Annotated in this window: 16 protein-coding genes; 12 read left to right on the forward strand and 4 right to left on the reverse strand. The window is 61.3% G+C overall.

Annotated elements, in window-relative coordinates; all coding sequences use genetic code 11:
- Positions 1–87: 87 nt before the first annotated feature.
- The 11 genes from ndk (at position 88) to M5G18_RS12640 (ending at position 11428) form a co-directional block, all read left to right on the forward strand.
- A complete protein-coding gene (gene ndk, locus M5G18_RS12590) occupies positions 88–513 on the forward strand; it encodes a nucleoside-diphosphate kinase (protein ID WP_007916882.1) in 426 nt (141 codons plus the stop codon).
- 29 nt (positions 514–542) lie between these two features.
- Positions 543–1691 (forward strand): dual-specificity RNA methyltransferase RlmN, encoded by a 1149-nt coding sequence (gene rlmN / locus M5G18_RS12595; RefSeq protein WP_007956683.1) that lies wholly within the window; start codon positions 543–545, stop codon positions 1689–1691.
- A gap of 12 nt (positions 1692–1703) precedes the next feature.
- Positions 1704–2462, forward strand: coding sequence for a type IV pilus biogenesis/stability protein PilW (gene pilW / locus M5G18_RS12600; RefSeq protein WP_007956682.1), 759 nt, complete (start codon positions 1704–1706; stop codon positions 2460–2462).
- Complete coding sequence (locus M5G18_RS12605) at positions 2462–3520, forward strand: RodZ domain-containing protein (protein WP_273898779.1); 1059 nt, start codon at positions 2462–2464, stop codon at positions 3518–3520. Before pilW ends, M5G18_RS12605 begins: the two co-directional genes overlap by 1 nt.
- Positions 3521–3523: 3 nt before the next feature.
- Positions 3524–4633, forward strand: a complete 1110-nt coding sequence (gene ispG, locus M5G18_RS12610; protein WP_007956680.1) for a flavodoxin-dependent (E)-4-hydroxy-3-methylbut-2-enyl-diphosphate synthase — start codon at positions 3524–3526, stop codon at positions 4631–4633.
- Between the two features lie 22 nt (positions 4634–4655).
- Positions 4656–5945, forward strand: coding sequence for a histidine--tRNA ligase (gene hisS / locus M5G18_RS12615; RefSeq protein ID WP_273898780.1), 1290 nt, complete (start codon positions 4656–4658; stop codon positions 5943–5945).
- 41 nt (positions 5946–5986) lie between these two features.
- The gene (locus tag M5G18_RS12620; protein ID WP_007956678.1) at positions 5987–6628 is read left to right on the forward strand and encodes a tetratricopeptide repeat protein; all 642 of its coding nucleotides are present in this window, start codon (positions 5987–5989) and stop codon (positions 6626–6628) included.
- A complete protein-coding gene (bamB, locus tag M5G18_RS12625) occupies positions 6621–7772 on the forward strand; it encodes an outer membrane protein assembly factor BamB (RefSeq protein ID WP_039765728.1) in 1152 nt (383 codons plus the stop codon). The genes M5G18_RS12620 and bamB overlap by 8 nt, the downstream gene beginning before the upstream one ends.
- Before the next feature lie 136 nt (positions 7773–7908).
- Entirely contained in the window at positions 7909–9381 is a 1473-nt protein-coding gene (gene der, locus M5G18_RS12630) for a ribosome biogenesis GTPase Der (RefSeq protein WP_007956675.1), read from the forward strand.
- 119 nt (positions 9382–9500) lie between these two features.
- Positions 9501–10649: a pyridoxal phosphate-dependent aminotransferase gene (locus M5G18_RS12635; protein ID WP_273898781.1), complete on the forward strand. Its 1149-nt coding sequence runs from the start codon at positions 9501–9503 to the stop codon at positions 10647–10649.
- A complete protein-coding gene (locus tag M5G18_RS12640) occupies positions 10637–11428 on the forward strand; it encodes an amidohydrolase (RefSeq protein WP_273898782.1) in 792 nt (263 codons plus the stop codon). The genes M5G18_RS12635 and M5G18_RS12640 overlap by 13 nt, the downstream gene beginning before the upstream one ends.
- Before the next feature lie 68 nt (positions 11429–11496).
- On the opposite strand, the gene leuA is transcribed toward M5G18_RS12640, so the two are convergent.
- The 4 genes from leuA to M5G18_RS12660 form a co-directional block, all read right to left on the reverse strand.
- Positions 11497–13176 carry a 2-isopropylmalate synthase gene (leuA, locus tag M5G18_RS12645; RefSeq protein WP_273898783.1) on the reverse strand — a complete coding sequence of 560 codons (1680 nt, stop codon included), beginning with the start codon at positions 13174–13176 and terminating at the stop codon, positions 11497–11499.
- A 343-nt stretch (positions 13177–13519) separates the two neighbouring features.
- The gene (locus M5G18_RS12650) at positions 13520–14341 is read right to left on the reverse strand and encodes a peptidoglycan DD-metalloendopeptidase family protein (protein ID WP_273898784.1); all 822 of its coding nucleotides are present in this window, start codon (positions 14339–14341) and stop codon (positions 13520–13522) included.
- A gap of 3 nt (positions 14342–14344) precedes the next feature.
- On the reverse strand, positions 14345–15724 hold the full coding sequence (gene xseA, locus M5G18_RS12655) for an exodeoxyribonuclease VII large subunit (RefSeq protein ID WP_273898785.1): 1380 nt from the start codon (positions 15722–15724) through the stop codon (positions 14345–14347).
- A gap of 9 nt (positions 15725–15733) precedes the next feature.
- Positions 15734–16621, reverse strand: coding sequence for a LysR family transcriptional regulator (locus M5G18_RS12660; protein WP_273898786.1), 888 nt, complete (start codon positions 16619–16621; stop codon positions 15734–15736).
- A gap of 100 nt (positions 16622–16721) precedes the next feature.
- Here M5G18_RS12660 and M5G18_RS12665 point away from each other — a divergent pair, with 100 nt between their 5' ends.
- Positions 16722–17489, forward strand: coding sequence for a sulfite exporter TauE/SafE family protein (locus M5G18_RS12665; protein ID WP_273898787.1), 768 nt, complete (start codon positions 16722–16724; stop codon positions 17487–17489).
- Positions 17490–17506: the final 17 nt, after the last annotated feature.

Consider the following 17506-nt stretch of genomic DNA (forward strand, 5'->3'; position numbering starts at 1 on the left):
CGTCCTCGCAGGTTAGGCAATACCCAAGAACCCGCGTATAATTCGCGGGTTTAATTTTTCGCAAATTACCGTTTCTGGAGTTACACCATGGCTGTTCAACGTACTTTCTCCATCATCAAGCCTGACGCCGTTGCTAAAAACGTGATCGGCGAGATCACCACTCGTTTCGAAAAAGCCGGCCTGCGCGTTGTAGCTTCGAAACTGAAGCAACTGTCCAAAGCCGAAGCCGAAGGCTTCTACGCTGAGCACAGCGCTCGTGGCTTCTTCGGCGACCTGGTTGCCTTCATGATCTCCGGTCCTGTTGTTGTTCAGGTTCTGGAAGGCGAAAACGCTATCGCTCTGAACCGTGAGCTGATGGGCGCTACCAACCCTAAAGAAGCTGCTGCCGGCACCATCCGTGCTGACTTCGCTGATTCCATCGACGCCAACGCTGTACACGGTTCGGACTCCGAAGCCGCTGCTGCTCGTGAAATCTCGTACTTCTTCGCAGCTACTGAAGTAACCACTCGCTAAGCATTGGCTTAAAGAGTGAAGGTGAATCCATGACTACATCGACTGTTAAAACCAACCTGCTGGGTCTGACCCAGCCGGAAATGGAAAAATTCTTCGACTCAATCGGGGAGAAGCGTTTCCGTGCCGGTCAGGTAATGAAATGGATTCACCACTTTGGCGTCGATGATTTCGACGCCATGACGAACGTCAGCAAGGCCTTGCGCGAAAAGCTCAAGGCTGTTGCTGAGGTCCGTGGTCCCGAAGTGGTCAGCGAGGACATTTCCAGCGACGGCACCCGCAAGTGGGTGGTGCGCGTGGCGTCCGGCAGCTGTGTCGAGACCGTTTACATTCCCCAGGGCAAACGCGGCACTCTGTGCGTTTCGTCCCAGGCAGGCTGTGCCCTGGACTGCAGTTTCTGCTCCACCGGCAAGCAAGGCTTCAACAGCAACCTCACCGCCGCCGAAGTCATCGGTCAGGTGTGGATTGCCAACAAATCCTTCGGCAGTGTTCCGGCTACCATCGACCGCGCCATCACCAACGTGGTGATGATGGGCATGGGCGAACCGCTGCTGAACTTCGACAACGTCGTGGCCGCCATGCATCTGATGATGGATGACCTGGGCTACGGGATCTCCAAGCGCCGCGTGACCCTGTCCACGTCGGGTGTGGTGCCGATGATCGATGAGCTGGCCAAGCACATCGACGTATCCCTGGCGTTGTCCCTGCACGCACCGAATGACGCATTGCGTAACCAATTGGTGCCGATCAACAAGAAATATCCGCTTAAGATGCTGCTCGAGTCGTGCCAGCGCTACATGTCCGAACTGGGCGAGAAGCGCGTGCTGACCATCGAGTACACCTTGCTCAAGGACGTCAATGACAAGCTTGAGCACGCCGTGGAAATGATCGAGCTGCTGAAGAACATTCCGTGCAAGATCAACCTGATTCCGTTCAACCCGTTCCCGCATTCCGGGTACGAGCGGCCGAGCAACAACGCCATCCGCCGGTTCCAGGATCAGCTTCACCAGGCCGGTTTCAACGTCACCGTGCGCACCACCCGTGGTGAGGACATCGACGCGGCTTGTGGTCAATTGGTAGGGCAGGTGCTGGATCGCACCCGTCGCAGCGAACGTTACATCGCCGTGCGCGAATTGAGCGCCGACAGCGATCTGGCACAGAACGCCGCGAACACTAACTAAGAGAGGATCTCTATGTCCCTGCGCTTTGCGCTGCTGTTGCTGTTGGCCAGCCTGTGTGCTGGTTGTGTCCTGTCGGGCGATTACAACCCGATGAAGACCAGCAAGGGCCGTGACGAAGCGCGGGCTGCCTACGTGCAGCTGGGGCTGGGATACTTGCAGCAGGGCATGACCGAGCGGGCCAAGGTTCCACTGAAGAAGGCGCTGGAACTGGACGGTTCGGATCCCGACGCCAATGCCGCGCTGGGGCTGGTATTCCAGGCCGAAATGGAACCTGCGCTGGCTGACGAACACTTCCGCAAAGCCTTGTCCTCCCGTCCCGCCGATGCGCGCATCCTCAACAACTACGGCAGTTTTCTCTACGAAGAACAGCGTTACAAGGAAGCCTACGAGCGTTTTGAACAGGCAGCCGCCGATACCCTGTATCCTGAGCGTTCGCGGGTGTTCGAGAACCTCGGCATGACGGCGGCGAAGCTCGGGCAGCGTGATCTGGCACAGCAGCAGCTGGAAAAAGCGCTGCGTTTGAACCGTCAGCAGCCACGGGCATTGCTGGAAATGGCTGAGTTGTCATTCGAAGACAGGCATTATGTGCCCGCGCGTGACTATTACGACCGTTTCAGCCAGCTCTCCGAGCAAAATGCACGTAGTCTGTTGCTCGCCGTTCGGTTGGCAAAAGTATTTGAAGATCGCGACAAGGCCGCCAGTGCGGGCCTGCAATTAAAACGACTCTATCCCGGTACGCCGGAATATCAGCAATACCTGTCGGAGCAATGATGAAAGCGGCGCATCCCGAAGTTGTAGCAGCGAATCGCGTTAACCCCGGTGAGACCTTGCGCCAGGCCCGCGAAAGCAATGGCTGGTCGCTGGCCGAAGTGGCCCTCAAGCTCAACCTCACCGTGACTTCCCTGAGCAATCTTGAGGCCGGTGCATTCGACAAGTTGCCCGGGCATACCTTCGCTCGCGGCTACATTCGCGCCTACGCCAAATTGCTCGGCATGGATCAGACCGTTCTGGTCCAGCAATTCGACCAGTCCACCGGCACCGATTCCCAGGGCAGCAATGTCCATGCACTGGGCCGCATCGAAGAGCCGGTACGGGTTTCCCACACCATTTTGCGTATCGTCAGCCTGTTGCTGCTGATTGCGGTCATCGGCGGCGGTTTCGTCTGGTGGCAGGATCAGACGTCGCTGCGTACCAAGGACCTGATCGGCCTGGCGCCGGAGCACGTCGAAGTCGAAGGCGCCGACGGCACCACCCAGATTCATCCGCTGGACGAGCCGGAAGACCAGGCCGTCGCAGAAGGCGAAGCCGAGGGCTCGACCGCTCTGGCGCTGCCTCAATCGGAAACCACGGCTGAATCGACCGGTACCGAGACCGAGGCCGCAGCGCCAGCGACCGCACCGGTTGCTCCGGCACCTGCTGCGCCAGCCGCGACTCCGGCTGCACCGGTTCATACGCCAGCGCCTGTGGTGGCTGCTCCGGCAACTCCAGCACCTGCCGTTCCGGCCACACCTGCACCGACCGTTACTGCCCCGGCAGCTCCGGCCGTGGCTGCACCCGCGCCGACAGCGCCCGTTACTCCGGCTGCAGGTCAGGGCCAGGTTCAGGTGCAGTTCATCGCCGATTGCTGGACTCAAGTGACCGATGGCAGCGGTAAAGTGCTGTACAGCGGCCTCAAGCGCAAGGGCGACAGCCTGTCTGTCGTCGGCAAGCCTCCGTTTGCCGTGCGTCTGGGCGTTGCCCGTGGCGCGCAGGTCAGCTACAACGGCCAGCCGGTCGATGTCGCTCCGTTCACCAGTGGCGAGACCGCTCGCCTGAAGTTGGGTCAATAAGTCATGCACGGCGAATCTCCAATCAAACGTCGCGAATCGCGCAAGATCTGGGTCGGTAACGTGCCCGTGGGCGGCGATGCCCCTATCGCTGTGCAGAGCATGACCAACAGCGACACCAATGACGTCGCTGCCACCGTCGCACAGATCAACCGTCTGGAAGCCGCTGGCGTCGACATCGTCCGCGTTTCGGTACCGGACATGGACGCCGCCGAGGCGTTCGGCAAGATCAAGCAACTGGTCAAGGTGCCATTGGTTGCCGACATCCATTTCGACTACAAGATCGCTCTGCGCGTGGCCGAACTGGGTGTGGACTGCCTGCGCATCAACCCGGGCAACATCGGTCGCGAAGACCGCGTGCGTGCGGTGGTCGATGCCGCCCGTGACCGCGGGATTCCGATCCGCATCGGCGTCAACGCCGGCTCGCTGGAAAAAGACCTGCAAAAGAAATACGGCGAGCCGACGCCGGCTGCGCTGGTCGAGTCCGCCCTGCGTCACGTTGAACACCTCGAACGCCTGAATTTTCAGGACTTCAAGGTCAGCGTGAAGGCTTCCGACGTGTTCATGGCCGTTGAAGCCTACCGCCTGCTGGCCAAGGAAATCGTCCAGCCGCTGCACCTGGGCATCACCGAAGCCGGTGGATTGCGCTCCGGTACAGTGAAATCCGCCGTGGGCCTAGGTATGCTGCTCGCCGAGGGGATTGGCGATACTATCCGCATCTCGCTGGCGGCCGACCCGGTCGAGGAAGTGAAGGTCGGTTACGACATTCTCAAGTCTTTGCATCTGCGTTCCCGTGGCATCAACTTCATCGCCTGCCCGAGCTGCTCGCGGCAGAACTTCGATGTGGTCAAGACCATGAACGAGCTGGAGGGGCGCCTTGAAGACCTGCTGGTGCCGCTGGATGTCGCGGTGATCGGTTGCGTGGTCAACGGCCCCGGCGAAGCCAAGGAAGCCCATATCGGCTTGACCGGCGGCACGCCAAACCTGATTTACATCGACGGCAAGCCGTCGCAGAAACTGACGAATGACAATCTGGTGGACGAGCTGGAAAAGCTGATCCGCGAGAAAGCGGCCGAGAAGGTCGAAGCTGACGCAGCGGTTATCGCGCGCGGCTGATCGAACGAATTAAGGAATTTCTGTGAGCAAGTCTCTGCAAGCCATTCGTGGCATGAACGACATCCTGCCGGAACAGACGCCGGTATGGCGTTATTTCGAAGGTACCGTTTCGCGTCTGCTGGATAACTACGGTTACAAGCAGATCCGCATGCCGATCGTCGAGTTCACCGAGCTGTTCAAGCGCTCGATCGGTGAAGTGACCGACATCGTCGAAAAAGAGATGTACACCTTCGAAGACCGCAACGGCGACTCCCTGACCCTGCGTCCGGAAGGTACGGCCGCGTGCGTGCGTGCAGTGCTCGAGTACGGCATCACCGGCGGTGGCCAGGTGCAGAAGCTCTGGTACATCGGCCCGATGTTCCGTCACGAGCGCCCACAGAAAGGCCGTTATCGCCAGTTCCACCAGATCGGTCTGGAGGTGTTCAACCTCGACGGTCCGGACATCGACGCCGAACTGATCGTGCTGACCTGGCGCCTGTGGGGCGAACTGGGCATCCGCGATGCGGTCAAGCTTGAGCTCAACAGTCTGGGCACCAGCGAGTCCCGCGGCCGTTATCGTGAAGCGCTGGTCGAGTACCTCTCGGCGCACCACGACAAACTGGACGAAGACAGCCAGCGTCGCCTGAAAACCAACCCGCTGCGCGTGCTCGACACCAAAAATGCCGACACCCAGGCCGTGCTGGTCGATGCGCCGAAAATGGCCGACTACCTGGATGACGAATCCCGTGCCCACTTCGAAGGCCTGAAAGCCCGTCTGGATGCCGTCGGCATTCCTTACGTGCTGAACCCGAAACTGGTGCGTGGTCTGGATTACTACAGCAAAACCGTATTCGAATGGGTCACCGACAAGCTCGGCGCCCAGGGCACCGTCTGCGCGGGTGGGCGCTATGACGGTCTGGTCGAGCAGATGGGCGGCAAACCGACCCCGGGCGTCGGTTTCGCCATGGGCATCGAGCGTCTGGTGCTGCTGCTGGAAACCCTGGAGCAGATCCCGGAAGAAATCTCCCGTCAGGTCGACGTCTATCTCTGCGCCTTCGGCGAAGAAGCAGAGCTGGCCGGTCTGGCCCTGGCCGAGCGTGTACGCGACCAACTGCCCAACCTGCGCCTGCAAGTCAATGCCGGCGCCGGTAGCTTCAAGAGCCAGTTCAAGAAAGCCGACAAGAGCGGTGCGCTGTACGCACTGATCCTCGGTGACGACGAAATGGCCCAGCAAGTGGTAGGTTTCAAACCCCTGCGTGGCCAGGGCGAACAACAAAGCATTGCCTGGGATGCGCTCGCTGCACACCTGGCCACCTGCGTCGTGCAGGGTTGAAGCTGTCTAAACAGCCGATTTAGCGATTAAGGAGTATTGGGGTGTCGAGTACCGAAGACGAACAGTTGGCGGATTTGAAGGACTGGTGGACACGCAACGGCAAACCTCTGGTCACCGGCGGCCTGTTGGCGCTGGTCATCGTGTTCGGCTGGCAGGCTTTTCACAAGTATCAGAGCAACCAGTCGCAAGGCGCCTCGGTGCTCTATCAGCAATTGCTGGAAACCACGCTGACCCCGGACGGCAAGCCTGACGCAGCGCGCGTTGCGGATCTGGCCGGCAAGCTCAACAGCGAATTCGGCGGTTCTGCCTACGCGCAGTACGGCAGCCTGTTCGTGGCCAAGGTAGCGGTCGACAGCGGCAAGCTGGACGATGCGGCGACCGAACTCAAGGCCATCGTTGCCAAACCGGCCAATCCGGCGCTGGGCGAAATCGCCCGTCAGCGTCTGGCGCAGGTACTGGGTGCACAGAACAAGGCCGATGAAGCCCTGAAACTGCTCGAAGGCGATGCCGACAAGTCGTTCCTGGCCACTCGCGAAGAACTCAAGGGCGACCTGCTGGTACAGCTGGGCCGTACCGACGAAGCGAACGCGGCGTATCAAAAAGCCAAGGCGGCACTGTCGGATGAAGCGGCGGTCGGTGGCCTTCAAATCAAGCTGGACGACCTGGCCAAAGGGGATGCGTGACGTGATCCGTTGGAAGCATGCAGCATTGCTGGCTCTGGCCATTCTGGCCGCGGGTTGCAGCAGCAACAGCAAAAAAGAACTGCCACCGGCCGAGCTGACCGACTTCAAAGAAGAAGTGGTCCTGCACAAGCAGTGGAGCCGCTCGATCGGTGACGGTCAGGGCGAAACGTACAACATGCTGGTGCCGGCGATCGACGGTGACACCATCTACGCGGCCGACGTGACCGGTATCGTGATGGGCCTGGATCGCGGTAACGGCGACGTGAAATGGAAGAAAGACCTTGAACTGCCTGTGTCCGGCGCCGTTGGCGTGGGTTACGGTCTGGTCATGGTCGGCACCCTGCGCGGTGAAGTCGTTGCCCTCGACGCCATCAACGGCGAAGAGAAGTGGCGCTCGCGCGTCAACAGCGAAGTCCTCGCGCCACCGGCCAACAACGGTGACGTGGTGGTGGTACAGACCCAGGACGATCGTCTGATCGGTCTGGACGCGTCCACCGGCAATCAGCGTTGGGTGTATGACAGCACTCCGGCCGTACTGACCCTGCGCGGCACCAGCGCACCGATCGTCACCAACCGCCTCGCGGTGGCTGGCCTGTCGACCGGTAAAGTGGTCGCTCTCGACATTTCCAACGGCGTGCCGGTCTGGGAACAGCGGATCGCGATTCCACAAGGTCGTTCGGAACTGGAGCGCGTGGTCGACATCGACGGCGGTCTGCTGCTGTCCGGCGGTACCCTGTACGTTGCCAGCTATCAGGGTCGCGTTGCGGCACTGGATCTGGAAAGCGGCCGTCAACTCTGGCAACGCGACGCGTCGAGCTACGCCGGTGTTGCCCAGGGTTTCGGCAACGTCTACGTAAGCCTGTCGTCGGGCACCGTTGAAGGCGTCGACGAGCGTTCCACCACAGCACTGTGGAGCAACGACTCGCTGGCCCGTCGTCAACTGTCGGCGCCGGAAGTGTTCTCCAGCTACGTTGCAGTCGGTGACCTGGAAGGTTACCTGCACCTGCTGAGTCAGGTGGACGGTCGTTTCGTCGGCCGCGAGCGCATCGACAGCGACGGCCTGCGTGCCCGTCCGCTGGTGGTGGGTGACACGATTTATGTATATGGCAACAGCGGCAAACTGGAAGCCCTGACCATCAAGTAACAACTATGCTTGGGGTTAACTCCCCAGGCGGCCTTGCTTCTGCAGGGTTTGCAGCACCCACGGGTGTTGCCCCGAGCACCAGCCGCTGCCTCGCAGCGGCTTTTGTATTTTCTGAAATAACGAAGTGGAGAGCCGCATGGTTCCCGTAATCGCCCTGGTGGGCCGACCGAACGTCGGCAAGTCCACCTTGTTCAACCGCCTGACCAGGACTCGCGACGCCATCGTCGGCGACTTGTCCGGTCTGACCCGTGATCGCCAGTACGGTGAGGCCAAGTGGCAAGGGCGTTCCTACATTCTGATCGACACCGGCGGTATCTCCGGTGACGAGCATGGTATGGACGAAAAAATGGCCGAGCAGTCGCTGCTGGCCATCGAAGAAGCGGATGTCGTTCTGTTCCTGGTAGATGCCAAGGCCGGTTTCACCGCCGCCGACCAGATGATCGCCGAACACTTGCGCAAACGTAACAAGCGTTCCCACGTGGTGGCCAACAAGGTCGACAACATCGACCCGGAAATGGCCCGCGCCGAATTCGCCCCGCTGGGCATGGGCCACGCGATTCCGATCGCCGGCGCCCACGGTCGCGGCATCACGCAATTGCTGGAAGCCGCCCTGAGCGATTTCCCGCGCGATGATGACGAGCCTGCCGAAGGTGAAGAGGAAGAAGTGGTCGCCGAAGGCGAGGAAGCCAAGCGCATTCCTGGCCCGAGCGAAAAAGACGGGATCAAGATCGCCATCATCGGCCGTCCGAACGTCGGCAAGTCGACCCTGGTCAACCGCATGCTCGGTGAAGACCGGGTTATCGTCTATGACCAGCCCGGCACCACCCGCGACAGTATCTACATCCCGTTCGAGCGTAACGACGAGAAGTACACGCTGATCGACACCGCCGGTGTGCGCAAGCGCGGCAAGATCCACGAAGAAGTCGAAAAATTCTCCGTGGTCAAAACCCTGCAGGCAATCAAAGACGCCAACGTGGTGATCTTCGTGATGGACGCCCGCGAAGGCGTGGTCGATCACGACCTCAACCTGCTGGGCTTCGCCCTTGAAGCAGGTCGTGCGCTGGTGATCGCGATCAACAAGTGGGACGGCATGACGCCGAGCGAGCGCGACTTCGTGAAGGTCGAACTGCAGCGTCGGTTGTTCTTCGTCGACTTCGCCGATATCCACTTCATCTCGGCACTGCACGGTACTGGCGTGGGCAACCTCTACGCCTCGGTGCAGAACTCGTTCAAGTCGGCGGTCACCCGCTGGCCGACCAGCCGCCTGACGCAGATTCTCGAAGACGCGGTCAGCGAGCACCAGCCGCCGATGGTCAACAGCCGCCGGATCAAGCTGCGTTACGCTCACCTGGGTGGTGCGAACCCGCCGATCATCGTGATCCACGGCAACCAGATCGAGAAAGTGCCGAAGTCGTACGTGCGTTATCTGGAAAACACTTACCGCCGTGTGCTCAAACTGGTCGGTACGCCGATCCGTATCGAGTTCAAGGGCGGCGAGAACCCGTACGAAGGCAACAAGAACACGCTGACCGACCGCCAGGTCAACAAGAAGCGTCGTTTGATGTCGCACAACAAGAAGGCCAGTAAGAAGCGTCGCGACAAGAAATAAGGTCGTTGCGAACAGAGAGAAGGGGCGCCGTTTGGCGCCCTTTTTTTATGGGCGCCGGATGGGCTATCCTCGGGCTCTCCCGCGCCGTCGTCAGAGCCGGGGCAGAGCAGGGAACCCCGATGATCACCAGTAAGCTGCCGAATGTCGGCATCACTATTTTCACGCAGATGTCTCAGCTCGCGGCGCAGACCGGAGCGATCAACCTTTCCCAGGGTTTTCCCGATTTCGACGGCCCGCAGGCACTGCGCGACGCGGTCGGTCGACACATCGCCAACGGCCATAACCAGTATTCGCCCATGACCGGCCTGCCAGCGCTGCGTCAGCAGATCGCGGCGAAAATCGCCCGCAGTTATGGCGCCAACGTCGATGCCGATACCGAAGTCACCGTGACCCCCGGCGCGACCCAGGCAATCTTCTGCGCCATCCAGGCGGTTATCCACAGCGGCGACGAAGTCATCGTGTTCGACCCGGCCTACGACAGCTACGAGCCAGCAGTAGAACTGGCCGGCGGGCGCTGCGTGCATGTGCAGTTGGGCCTGAAAGATTTCTCCATCGACTTCGACAAACTCAGCGCAGCCCTGAGCCCGCGCACGCGGATGATCATCCTCAACACCCCGCACAACCCGAGCGGTGCATTGATCAGTCGCGCCGAGCTGGATCAACTGGCGGCATTGATCCGAGATCGCGACATCTATGTGATCAGCGATGAAGTCTACGAACACCTGGTGTTCGACGGCGTCGCACACGTCAGCGTGCTGGCCCATGAAGAGTTGTATCAGCGCGCCTTCGTAGTCAGTTCGTTCGGCAAGACCTATCACGTCACCGGCTGGAAAACCGGTTACGTCGTGGCGCCGCCGGCCCTGACTGCCGAGTTGCGTAAGGTGCATCAGTACGTCAGTTTCTGTGGTGTGACACCGTTGCAGTTCGCTCTGGCCGATTACATGGCTGAGCATCCGGAACACGTCGAAGAACTGCCGGGCTTCTATCAGGCCAAGCGCGATCTGTTCTGTGATCTGCTGGCGCCGTCGCGATTCAGTTTCACCCGCGTCACCGGCACCTATTTCCAGCTGGTCGATTACTCGCAGATTCGCCCCGACCTTAACGATGTCGAGATGGCGATGTGGATGACCCGCGAGCATGGCGTGGCGAGTATTCCGGTGTCGGTGTTCTACCAGAATCCACCCGAAGGCCAGCGCCTGGTGCGCCTGTGCTTTGCCAAACGTGAGGAGACGCTGCGGGAAGCGGCGGCCAAACTATGCGTGATCTGAGTGCGTTACCCGATCTCAATCTGGCGCTGATCCAGACCAGCCTGGCCTGGCATGACCGTCAGGCCAACCTTGAGCATTTCGACGCCTTGCTGGAGCAGGCGCGCGGTGCGGATCTGATCATCCTGCCGGAGATGTTCACCACCGGATTCTCCATGGAGTCCGAAACCTTGGCCGAAGCCGAAAACGGCCCCACCAGCAAATGGCTGCGGATCCAGGCGGCGAAACTGAATGCGGTCGTCACCGGCAGCGTGATCATTCAGGCCGCCGACGGCAGTCATCGCAACCGCTTGCTGTGGGCACGGCCGGACGGCGAAGTGCTGCATTACGACAAGCGTCACCTGTTCCGCATGGCCGGCGAGCACAACCACTACACCCCCGGCGAGCGCCAGGTGCAGTTCGAGCTCAAGGGCTGGCGGGTGCGTCCGCTGATTTGTTACGACTTGCGCTTCCCGGTGTGGAGCCGTGATGCGCAGGACACCGACCTGCTGCTGTACACCGCCAACTGGCCGGGTGCGCGGCGTCAGCACTGGAACCGGTTGCTGCCGGCCCGGGCCATCGAAAACCTGTGTTATGTGGCGGCGGTCAACCGGGTGGGCACCGATGGCAAGGGTTTCGCGTATACGGGCGACAGTCAGGTGCTGGATTTCCAGGGCGAGAGTTTGCTGGCGGCGGGGGAGGCTGACGGGGTGTTCAAGGTGGTTCTGGAAGCGGCTTCGCTGGCGGCCTACCGCGAGCGGTTCCCGGCGAATCTTGACGCGGACACCTTCGAGTTCACCTGATAATCGCGATCGGAACGAAAAAGGCCCCGAGGTGCAAACCCCGGGGCCTTTTGCATTGCAGCGGTCAGTTACGCCGCTTTCGCTTCCGGCTGGCTCAGCGAGCGGTTCAGCGCGCTGAACAGGGCCTTGAAGCTGGCGGTGGTGATGTTTTCATCGATGCCCACGCCGTGTACCGCACGTTCGCCGTTCACACGCAGTTCGATGTAGGCCGCCGCCTTGGCGTTGGTGCCCGCGCCGATAGCGTGTTCGTTGTAGTCCATGATCTCCACCGGAATCGGCAGACCGGCCACCAGCGCTTCCAGCGCGCCGTTGCCCTTGCCGCGCCAGTGCAGGTTGGTTTCGCCCTGCCCCTTGCTCGCCACTTCCACTTCGACGGCGCTGTTGCCGTTTTCTTCCTGCAGGCGATGGCTGACCAGCGCGTACGGGGTGTTGGCTTGCAGGTATTCGCTGTGCAGCAGCGCGTGGATTTGCTGCGCGGTCATCTCCAGGCCCAGGCGATCGGTTTCACGCTGCACGACCTGGCTGAATTCGATCTGCATGCGACGCGGCAGGCTGATGCCGTATTCCTGTTCCAGCAAGTAGGCGATGCCGCCCTTGCCCGACTGGCTGTTGACGCGGATCACCGCCTCGTAGCTGCGGCCGATGTCGGCAGGGTCGATCGGCAGGTACGGTACTTCCCACAGTGCATCGGATTTCTGCTGGGCGAAGCCCTTGCGGATCGCATCCTGGTGGGAGCCGGAGAACGCGGTGTGGACCAGGTCGCCGACGTACGGGTGACGCGGGTGAACCAGGATCTGGTTGCACTCTTCGACGACTTTGCGCACGCCGTCGATGTCGGAGAAGTCCAGTTGCGGGTCGAGACCCTGGGTGTACATGTTCAGTGCCACGGTCACGAGGTCGACGTTGCCGGTACGCTCGCCGTTGCCGAACAGGCAGCCTTCGACGCGGTCGGCGCCGGCCATCAGGCCCAACTCGGTGGCGGCCACGCCGGTGCCACGGTCGTTGTGGGTGTGCAGGCTGATGATCACGCTGTCACGACGGTTGATGTTGCGGTGGAACCACTCGATCTGGTCGGCGTAGACGTTCGGCGTCGCGCATTCAACAGTGGCCGGCAGGTTGAGGATGATCTTGTGCTCAGGCGTCGGGTTCCAGACCTCGATCACCGCGTCACAGACTTCCTTGGCGAATTCCAGCTCGGTGGCGCTGAAGGTTTCCGGTGAGTACTCGAAGGTCCACTCGGTGTCCGGCTGCATGGCTGCGTATTTGACGAACAGCTTGGCGGCGTTCACGGCGATGGCCTTGATCCCGTCCTTGTCCTGGTTGAACACGATGCGACGGAAAGAAGGGGAGGTGGCGTTGTACAGGTGAACGATGGCTTTCTTCGCCCCGCGCAGGGATTCGAAGGTGCGCTCGATCAGATCTTCACGGCCCTGGGTCAGCACTTGAATAGTGGTGTCGTCCGGGATGTGGCCGTCTTCGATCAGGGTACGCACGAAGTCGAAGTCGGTTTGCGAAGCGGCCGGGAACGACGCCTCGATTTCCTTCACGCCCACCTGCACCAGGGTTTTCCAGAAGCGCAGCTTTTTCACCGCGTCCATTGGCTCGATCAACGACTGGTTGCCGTCACGCAGGTCGGAGCTGCACCAGATCGGCGCCGTATCGATGGTTTTCGACGGCCAGGTGCGGTCCGGCAGGTTGATCACAGGAAACGCGCGGTATTTCGAAGACGGGTCTTTGAGCATGCTCATCGGGAAATTCCTTATTGTCTGGGCCGAAAAGAGGCGGCCTGCCGGTGGAACGAACGTTCTTGGAAAAGCGTGGGACGAGGCGCAGCGATTCAGCCCGGCAGTCGTGCGCTGACGAGGCACAGGCTGCGGTGCTGGCGAAGCTGAATGAGGGTGTGAGAGGTTTTCATGCCTTCAACCCTAACCGCGGGGGGAGAGGATGGCAAGCAGTCGAAAAAAATTGAGAGGAATACCCGGAAAGCGGCTTTTTCCGAGATTTTATTCTTGATATGGCGGTAATTGTTGACGGGGATTGCGCGGACCATTCGTCGTGCGCAATCCCTGCTGGTGGGTGTTCAGCCTGAAATCAAGGCTGGAAAGCCCCAATGAAAATCGCCGGATCGACCCGCGCGTCGTTCAGGCTGACGTTCCAGTGCATGTGCGGCCCGGTCGCCCGACCTGTGGCGCCCACCTTGCCAACCACCGCACCGCGGGCCAGTTGCTGGCCGTTCTGCACATCGATCTTCGACATATGGCAGAACATGCTGATGAAGCCCTGGCCGTGGTCGACGAACACGGTGTTGCCATTGAAGAAGTAGTTGCCGATCAGGATCACCTTGCCCGCCGCCGGGGTCTTGATCGGCGTGCCGGCCGGCACCGCGAAGTCCAGACCTGCGTGCGGATTGCGCTCTTCACCGTTGAAGAAACGGCGCACGCCGAACTTGCTCGACAGCGGCCCGTTGACCGGTTTGTCCAGCAACAGGTTGCTCGGGGTATTCGGGCTGAAACTGCGGTAGGCCTTGATCTGTTCGGCCAGTTCGCCCTCGATGCGCTTGAGATTGGCCGGGTTCGGATTGACCTGCTGAGTGTTCTTCAGGGTGATGTGCTGTTCCGGGTATTTCTTGTTGCCGACATTGAAGTTGAGGTTACGGCCGCCACTGCTGATCTGCTGAACGCCAGGTTTGATGGTCAACGGAACGCCGACAATCGCCAGCCAGTTGTTCTGTTCCTTGACCACCAGCACCGGTTTGCCCTGATACGTGGCTTTCGGCGCTTGCGCAGCGGCCCCCAGATCGACGACAGCCACGCCGCCCGGCACCGGTTTGTTCAGCAAGCGGGTGATGTAACTGTCGGCGTGGGCGTTGAAGGTCAGGCACAGTAACAGCAGCGGAGCGAGAAAACGCGGCATGGATCAGTCCAGTAAAGAAAGGGTGACGGGCGTCAGGTGATTGTCCTCGACGCGCACTTGCAGTTCGCCTTCGCCCAGTCTGGCCTTGAGGCGCTGGCCAGTGTGGGTCTGCGCGGCGTTGCGGATCGCGTTGCCGCGTTCATCCAGCAGAATGCTGTAGCCACGACCGAGAGTCGCCAGCGGGCTGACCACGTGCAGGGTCTGCATCTGGCTTTGCAACTGCAGACGACGGCGTTTCAGGCCTTCGTTCATGGCGCGTGGCAGGCGCTCGGCAAGACTGTCGAGGCGCTGGCGCAGCAAGGCCAGTTGGCGCCCCGGATGTTGCCCGGCGAGGCGGGTTTCGAGACGAATCAGGCGTTCGCGACGAGTATTGAGCTGGCGCTCGAACGCCCGGCGCATGCGCATGTCCAGGTCATCCAGGCGCTGTGCCTGCTGGCGCAGACGTTCGCCGGGATGGCGCAGGCGGCGGCTCATGCCTTCAAGGCGCAGGCGATCGCGCATCAGGCGGTCACGCATGCGCATTACCAACCGGCGATGCAGGCTTTCGACCTGACGGATCAGGTGGCTGGAATCCGGGGCAAGCAGTTCGGCAGCAGCGGACGGCGTCGGTGCGCGCACGTCCGCCACGAAGTCGCTGATCGACACATCGGTTTCATGGCCGACCGCACTGACGATCGGCGTGACGCAGGCATCCACCGCCCGGGCCACGGCCTCTTCGTTGAAGCACCAGAGGTCTTCCAGCGAGCCGCCGCCACGGGCCAGGATCAGCGCGTCGAAGCCACGGGCATCCGCCAGTTTCAGGGCGCGGACGATTTGCGCGGTGGCTTCGCGGCCCTGAACGGCGGTCGGGATCAGCGTCAGCTGTACCTGCGGCGCGCGGCGGCGGAACACGCTGATGATGTCGCGGATCACCGCGCCGGTCGGCGAACTGATGATGCCGATGCGCTGCGGGTGCGCCGGCAGCGGTACCTTGCGCTCGGCACTGAACAGGCCTTCGGCGCTGAGCTTTTCCTTCAAGGCATCGAAGGCCAGACGCAGCGCACCGTCACCGGCGGGCTCCACGGTGTCGAGGATCAGCTGATAGTCGCCACGCCCTTCGAACAGCGAGACCTTGCCGCGCACTTTGACCGCCAGACCATCCTTCAGCGCCTGACGCACCCGCGCGGCGTTCTGGCGAAACAGTGCGCAACGCACCTGCGCGCCGCTGTCCTTGAGCGTGAAATACACGTGGCCGGACGCCGGGCGGGCGAGGTTGGAGATTTCGCCTTCGACCCAGATGTTGCTGAACACGTCTTCGAGCAACACCCGCGCGCGGCCGTTGAGCTGGCTGACGGTCAGGACTTCGCGGTCGAGGCCGAGTCTTGCAAAGGGATCTTTAATCATGGGCGCAGTTTAAAGGCATTCGCCGGTGAATGTCTGGAGGAAGTGTTGCACCAACGGTGTGGGATTTTGCCGAGATGCGAGGGCGACAGTGCTCTGGCAATTGCCGGTCAGCGGCAGAAATCTCACGCCGGCGGGTGCGATGTCCTGCATCGATTCCGGCAGCAGAGCGATGCCGAATCCGGCCTGGATCAACTGCAATTGCGTGGTCTTGCGCGACATCACTCGCGCAGCCTGGGGGAAGAAGCCGTGACGCATGCACAGGTCGGCGCACAAATAACTCAGCCCGCCGCGCTGCGGATGCGGGATGGAGATGAACGCTTCGTCCTTCAATTGCGCCAGATCGACTGCCTCCGCCAACGCCAGTCGATGATCTGCCGGCACGGCAAGCAGCAAACGTTCGGTGTAGAGCGGCACAACCTGAACACCTTCGCGCTGGCGCAGCACTGGCAGGCGCAGAAGGCCGATATCGAGCCGGCCCTCGGCCAGTTCTTCAAGTTGTGCCTCCGAGGAGAGCGTGCCGATGTCCAGCGAAACCCCGGGTTGTTGATCCAGATATGCGCTCATGTCGCGCAATAGTCGGCCACTGATTGGCACGGTACTCGAGTGGCACACGCGCAAAATACCGCGCTGGCCCTGGCCGATTTCCGTGGCCAGGGTGCTGGCCTTGTTCAATTCATTCAGCAGGTTTCTCGCCCGGGGCAGGAACGCTTCACCAGCGGCGGTGAGCCGGGGCTGGCGTGCGGTGCGTTCGAAAAGCGGCGTTTGCAGGCGGGTTTCCATGTCCTTGATCTGCCGGCTCAGCGCCGACTGGGCAATGAACAGCCGTTCGGCTGCGGCACTGAAGCTGCCGCTCTCGGCGATTTCCACGAAGTAACGCAATTGACGGGTTGAAAGCACGAGGCATGCCTTTTCGAGATGGCTTGGCGGTTTCGATGATATTAGTCGCAACCCTCGGCGCTGGCTAAAGTCATCGCAGGCTTATAAAGGAAGCGAGCGAATGAGTGTGGCGGGGTTGTTGAGCGAATGGGCGTGGGGCGCGCAGGGCTGGGTGGTGATCGGGCTGGCCATCGCGCTGGCCTACATCGTGTTCGGGATTGCCGGTTTCGGCACCGCATTGGTGGCCGGGCCGATCCTGATTCTGTTCATGCCGCTGTCGAAGATCGTGCCGTTGCTGGTGCTGCTGGATTTCGTCGCGGCGTTCGGCAATCTGCTGCCGTCGCGGCGCGACGTGGCGAAACCGGAATTGCTGCGGCTGTTGCCGTGCATGGCGGTGGGGTGCACGTTGGGGGTGATTTTCCTGCTTAACCTCAAGTCCGACCTGCTGTTGCTGCTGATGGGGTTGTTCATCAGTGCTTATGCGATCTACAGCTTGTGGATCAAGGCGCGGCCGGCGCAGTTGGCTGCCGGGTGGGCGTTGCCGATGGGCACGGTGGGCGGGCTGTTCGGCGCGCTGTTCGGCAGTGGCGGCTTTCTTTATGCGATCTACCTCAACAGCCGACTGCCCAAGGATGCGGCGCGGGCCACGCAAAGTGCGCTGATCAGTTGCAGCACGGTGGTGCGTTTGAGCCTGTTCGCCATCGCCGGGGTGTATGCCGAGCTACCCTTGTTGATGCTTGCGCTGTGCCTGTTGCCGGCGATGGCGCTGGGCTTGTGGGTCGGACGGCGCTTGACCATGCGCCTGTCCCGCGAGGCCTTCGTGCGGTTGGTGACCTGGCTGGTGCTGGCGAGCGGGATTGCGCTGATCGGCCGCTATTTAAGCACTTGACCGGATTTTGTCAGGGA

Origin of the sequence: Pseudomonas aphyarum (genome assembly GCF_028657055.1) — a bacterium.
GTDB lineage: Bacteria > Pseudomonadota > Gammaproteobacteria > Pseudomonadales > Pseudomonadaceae > Aquipseudomonas > Aquipseudomonas aphyarum.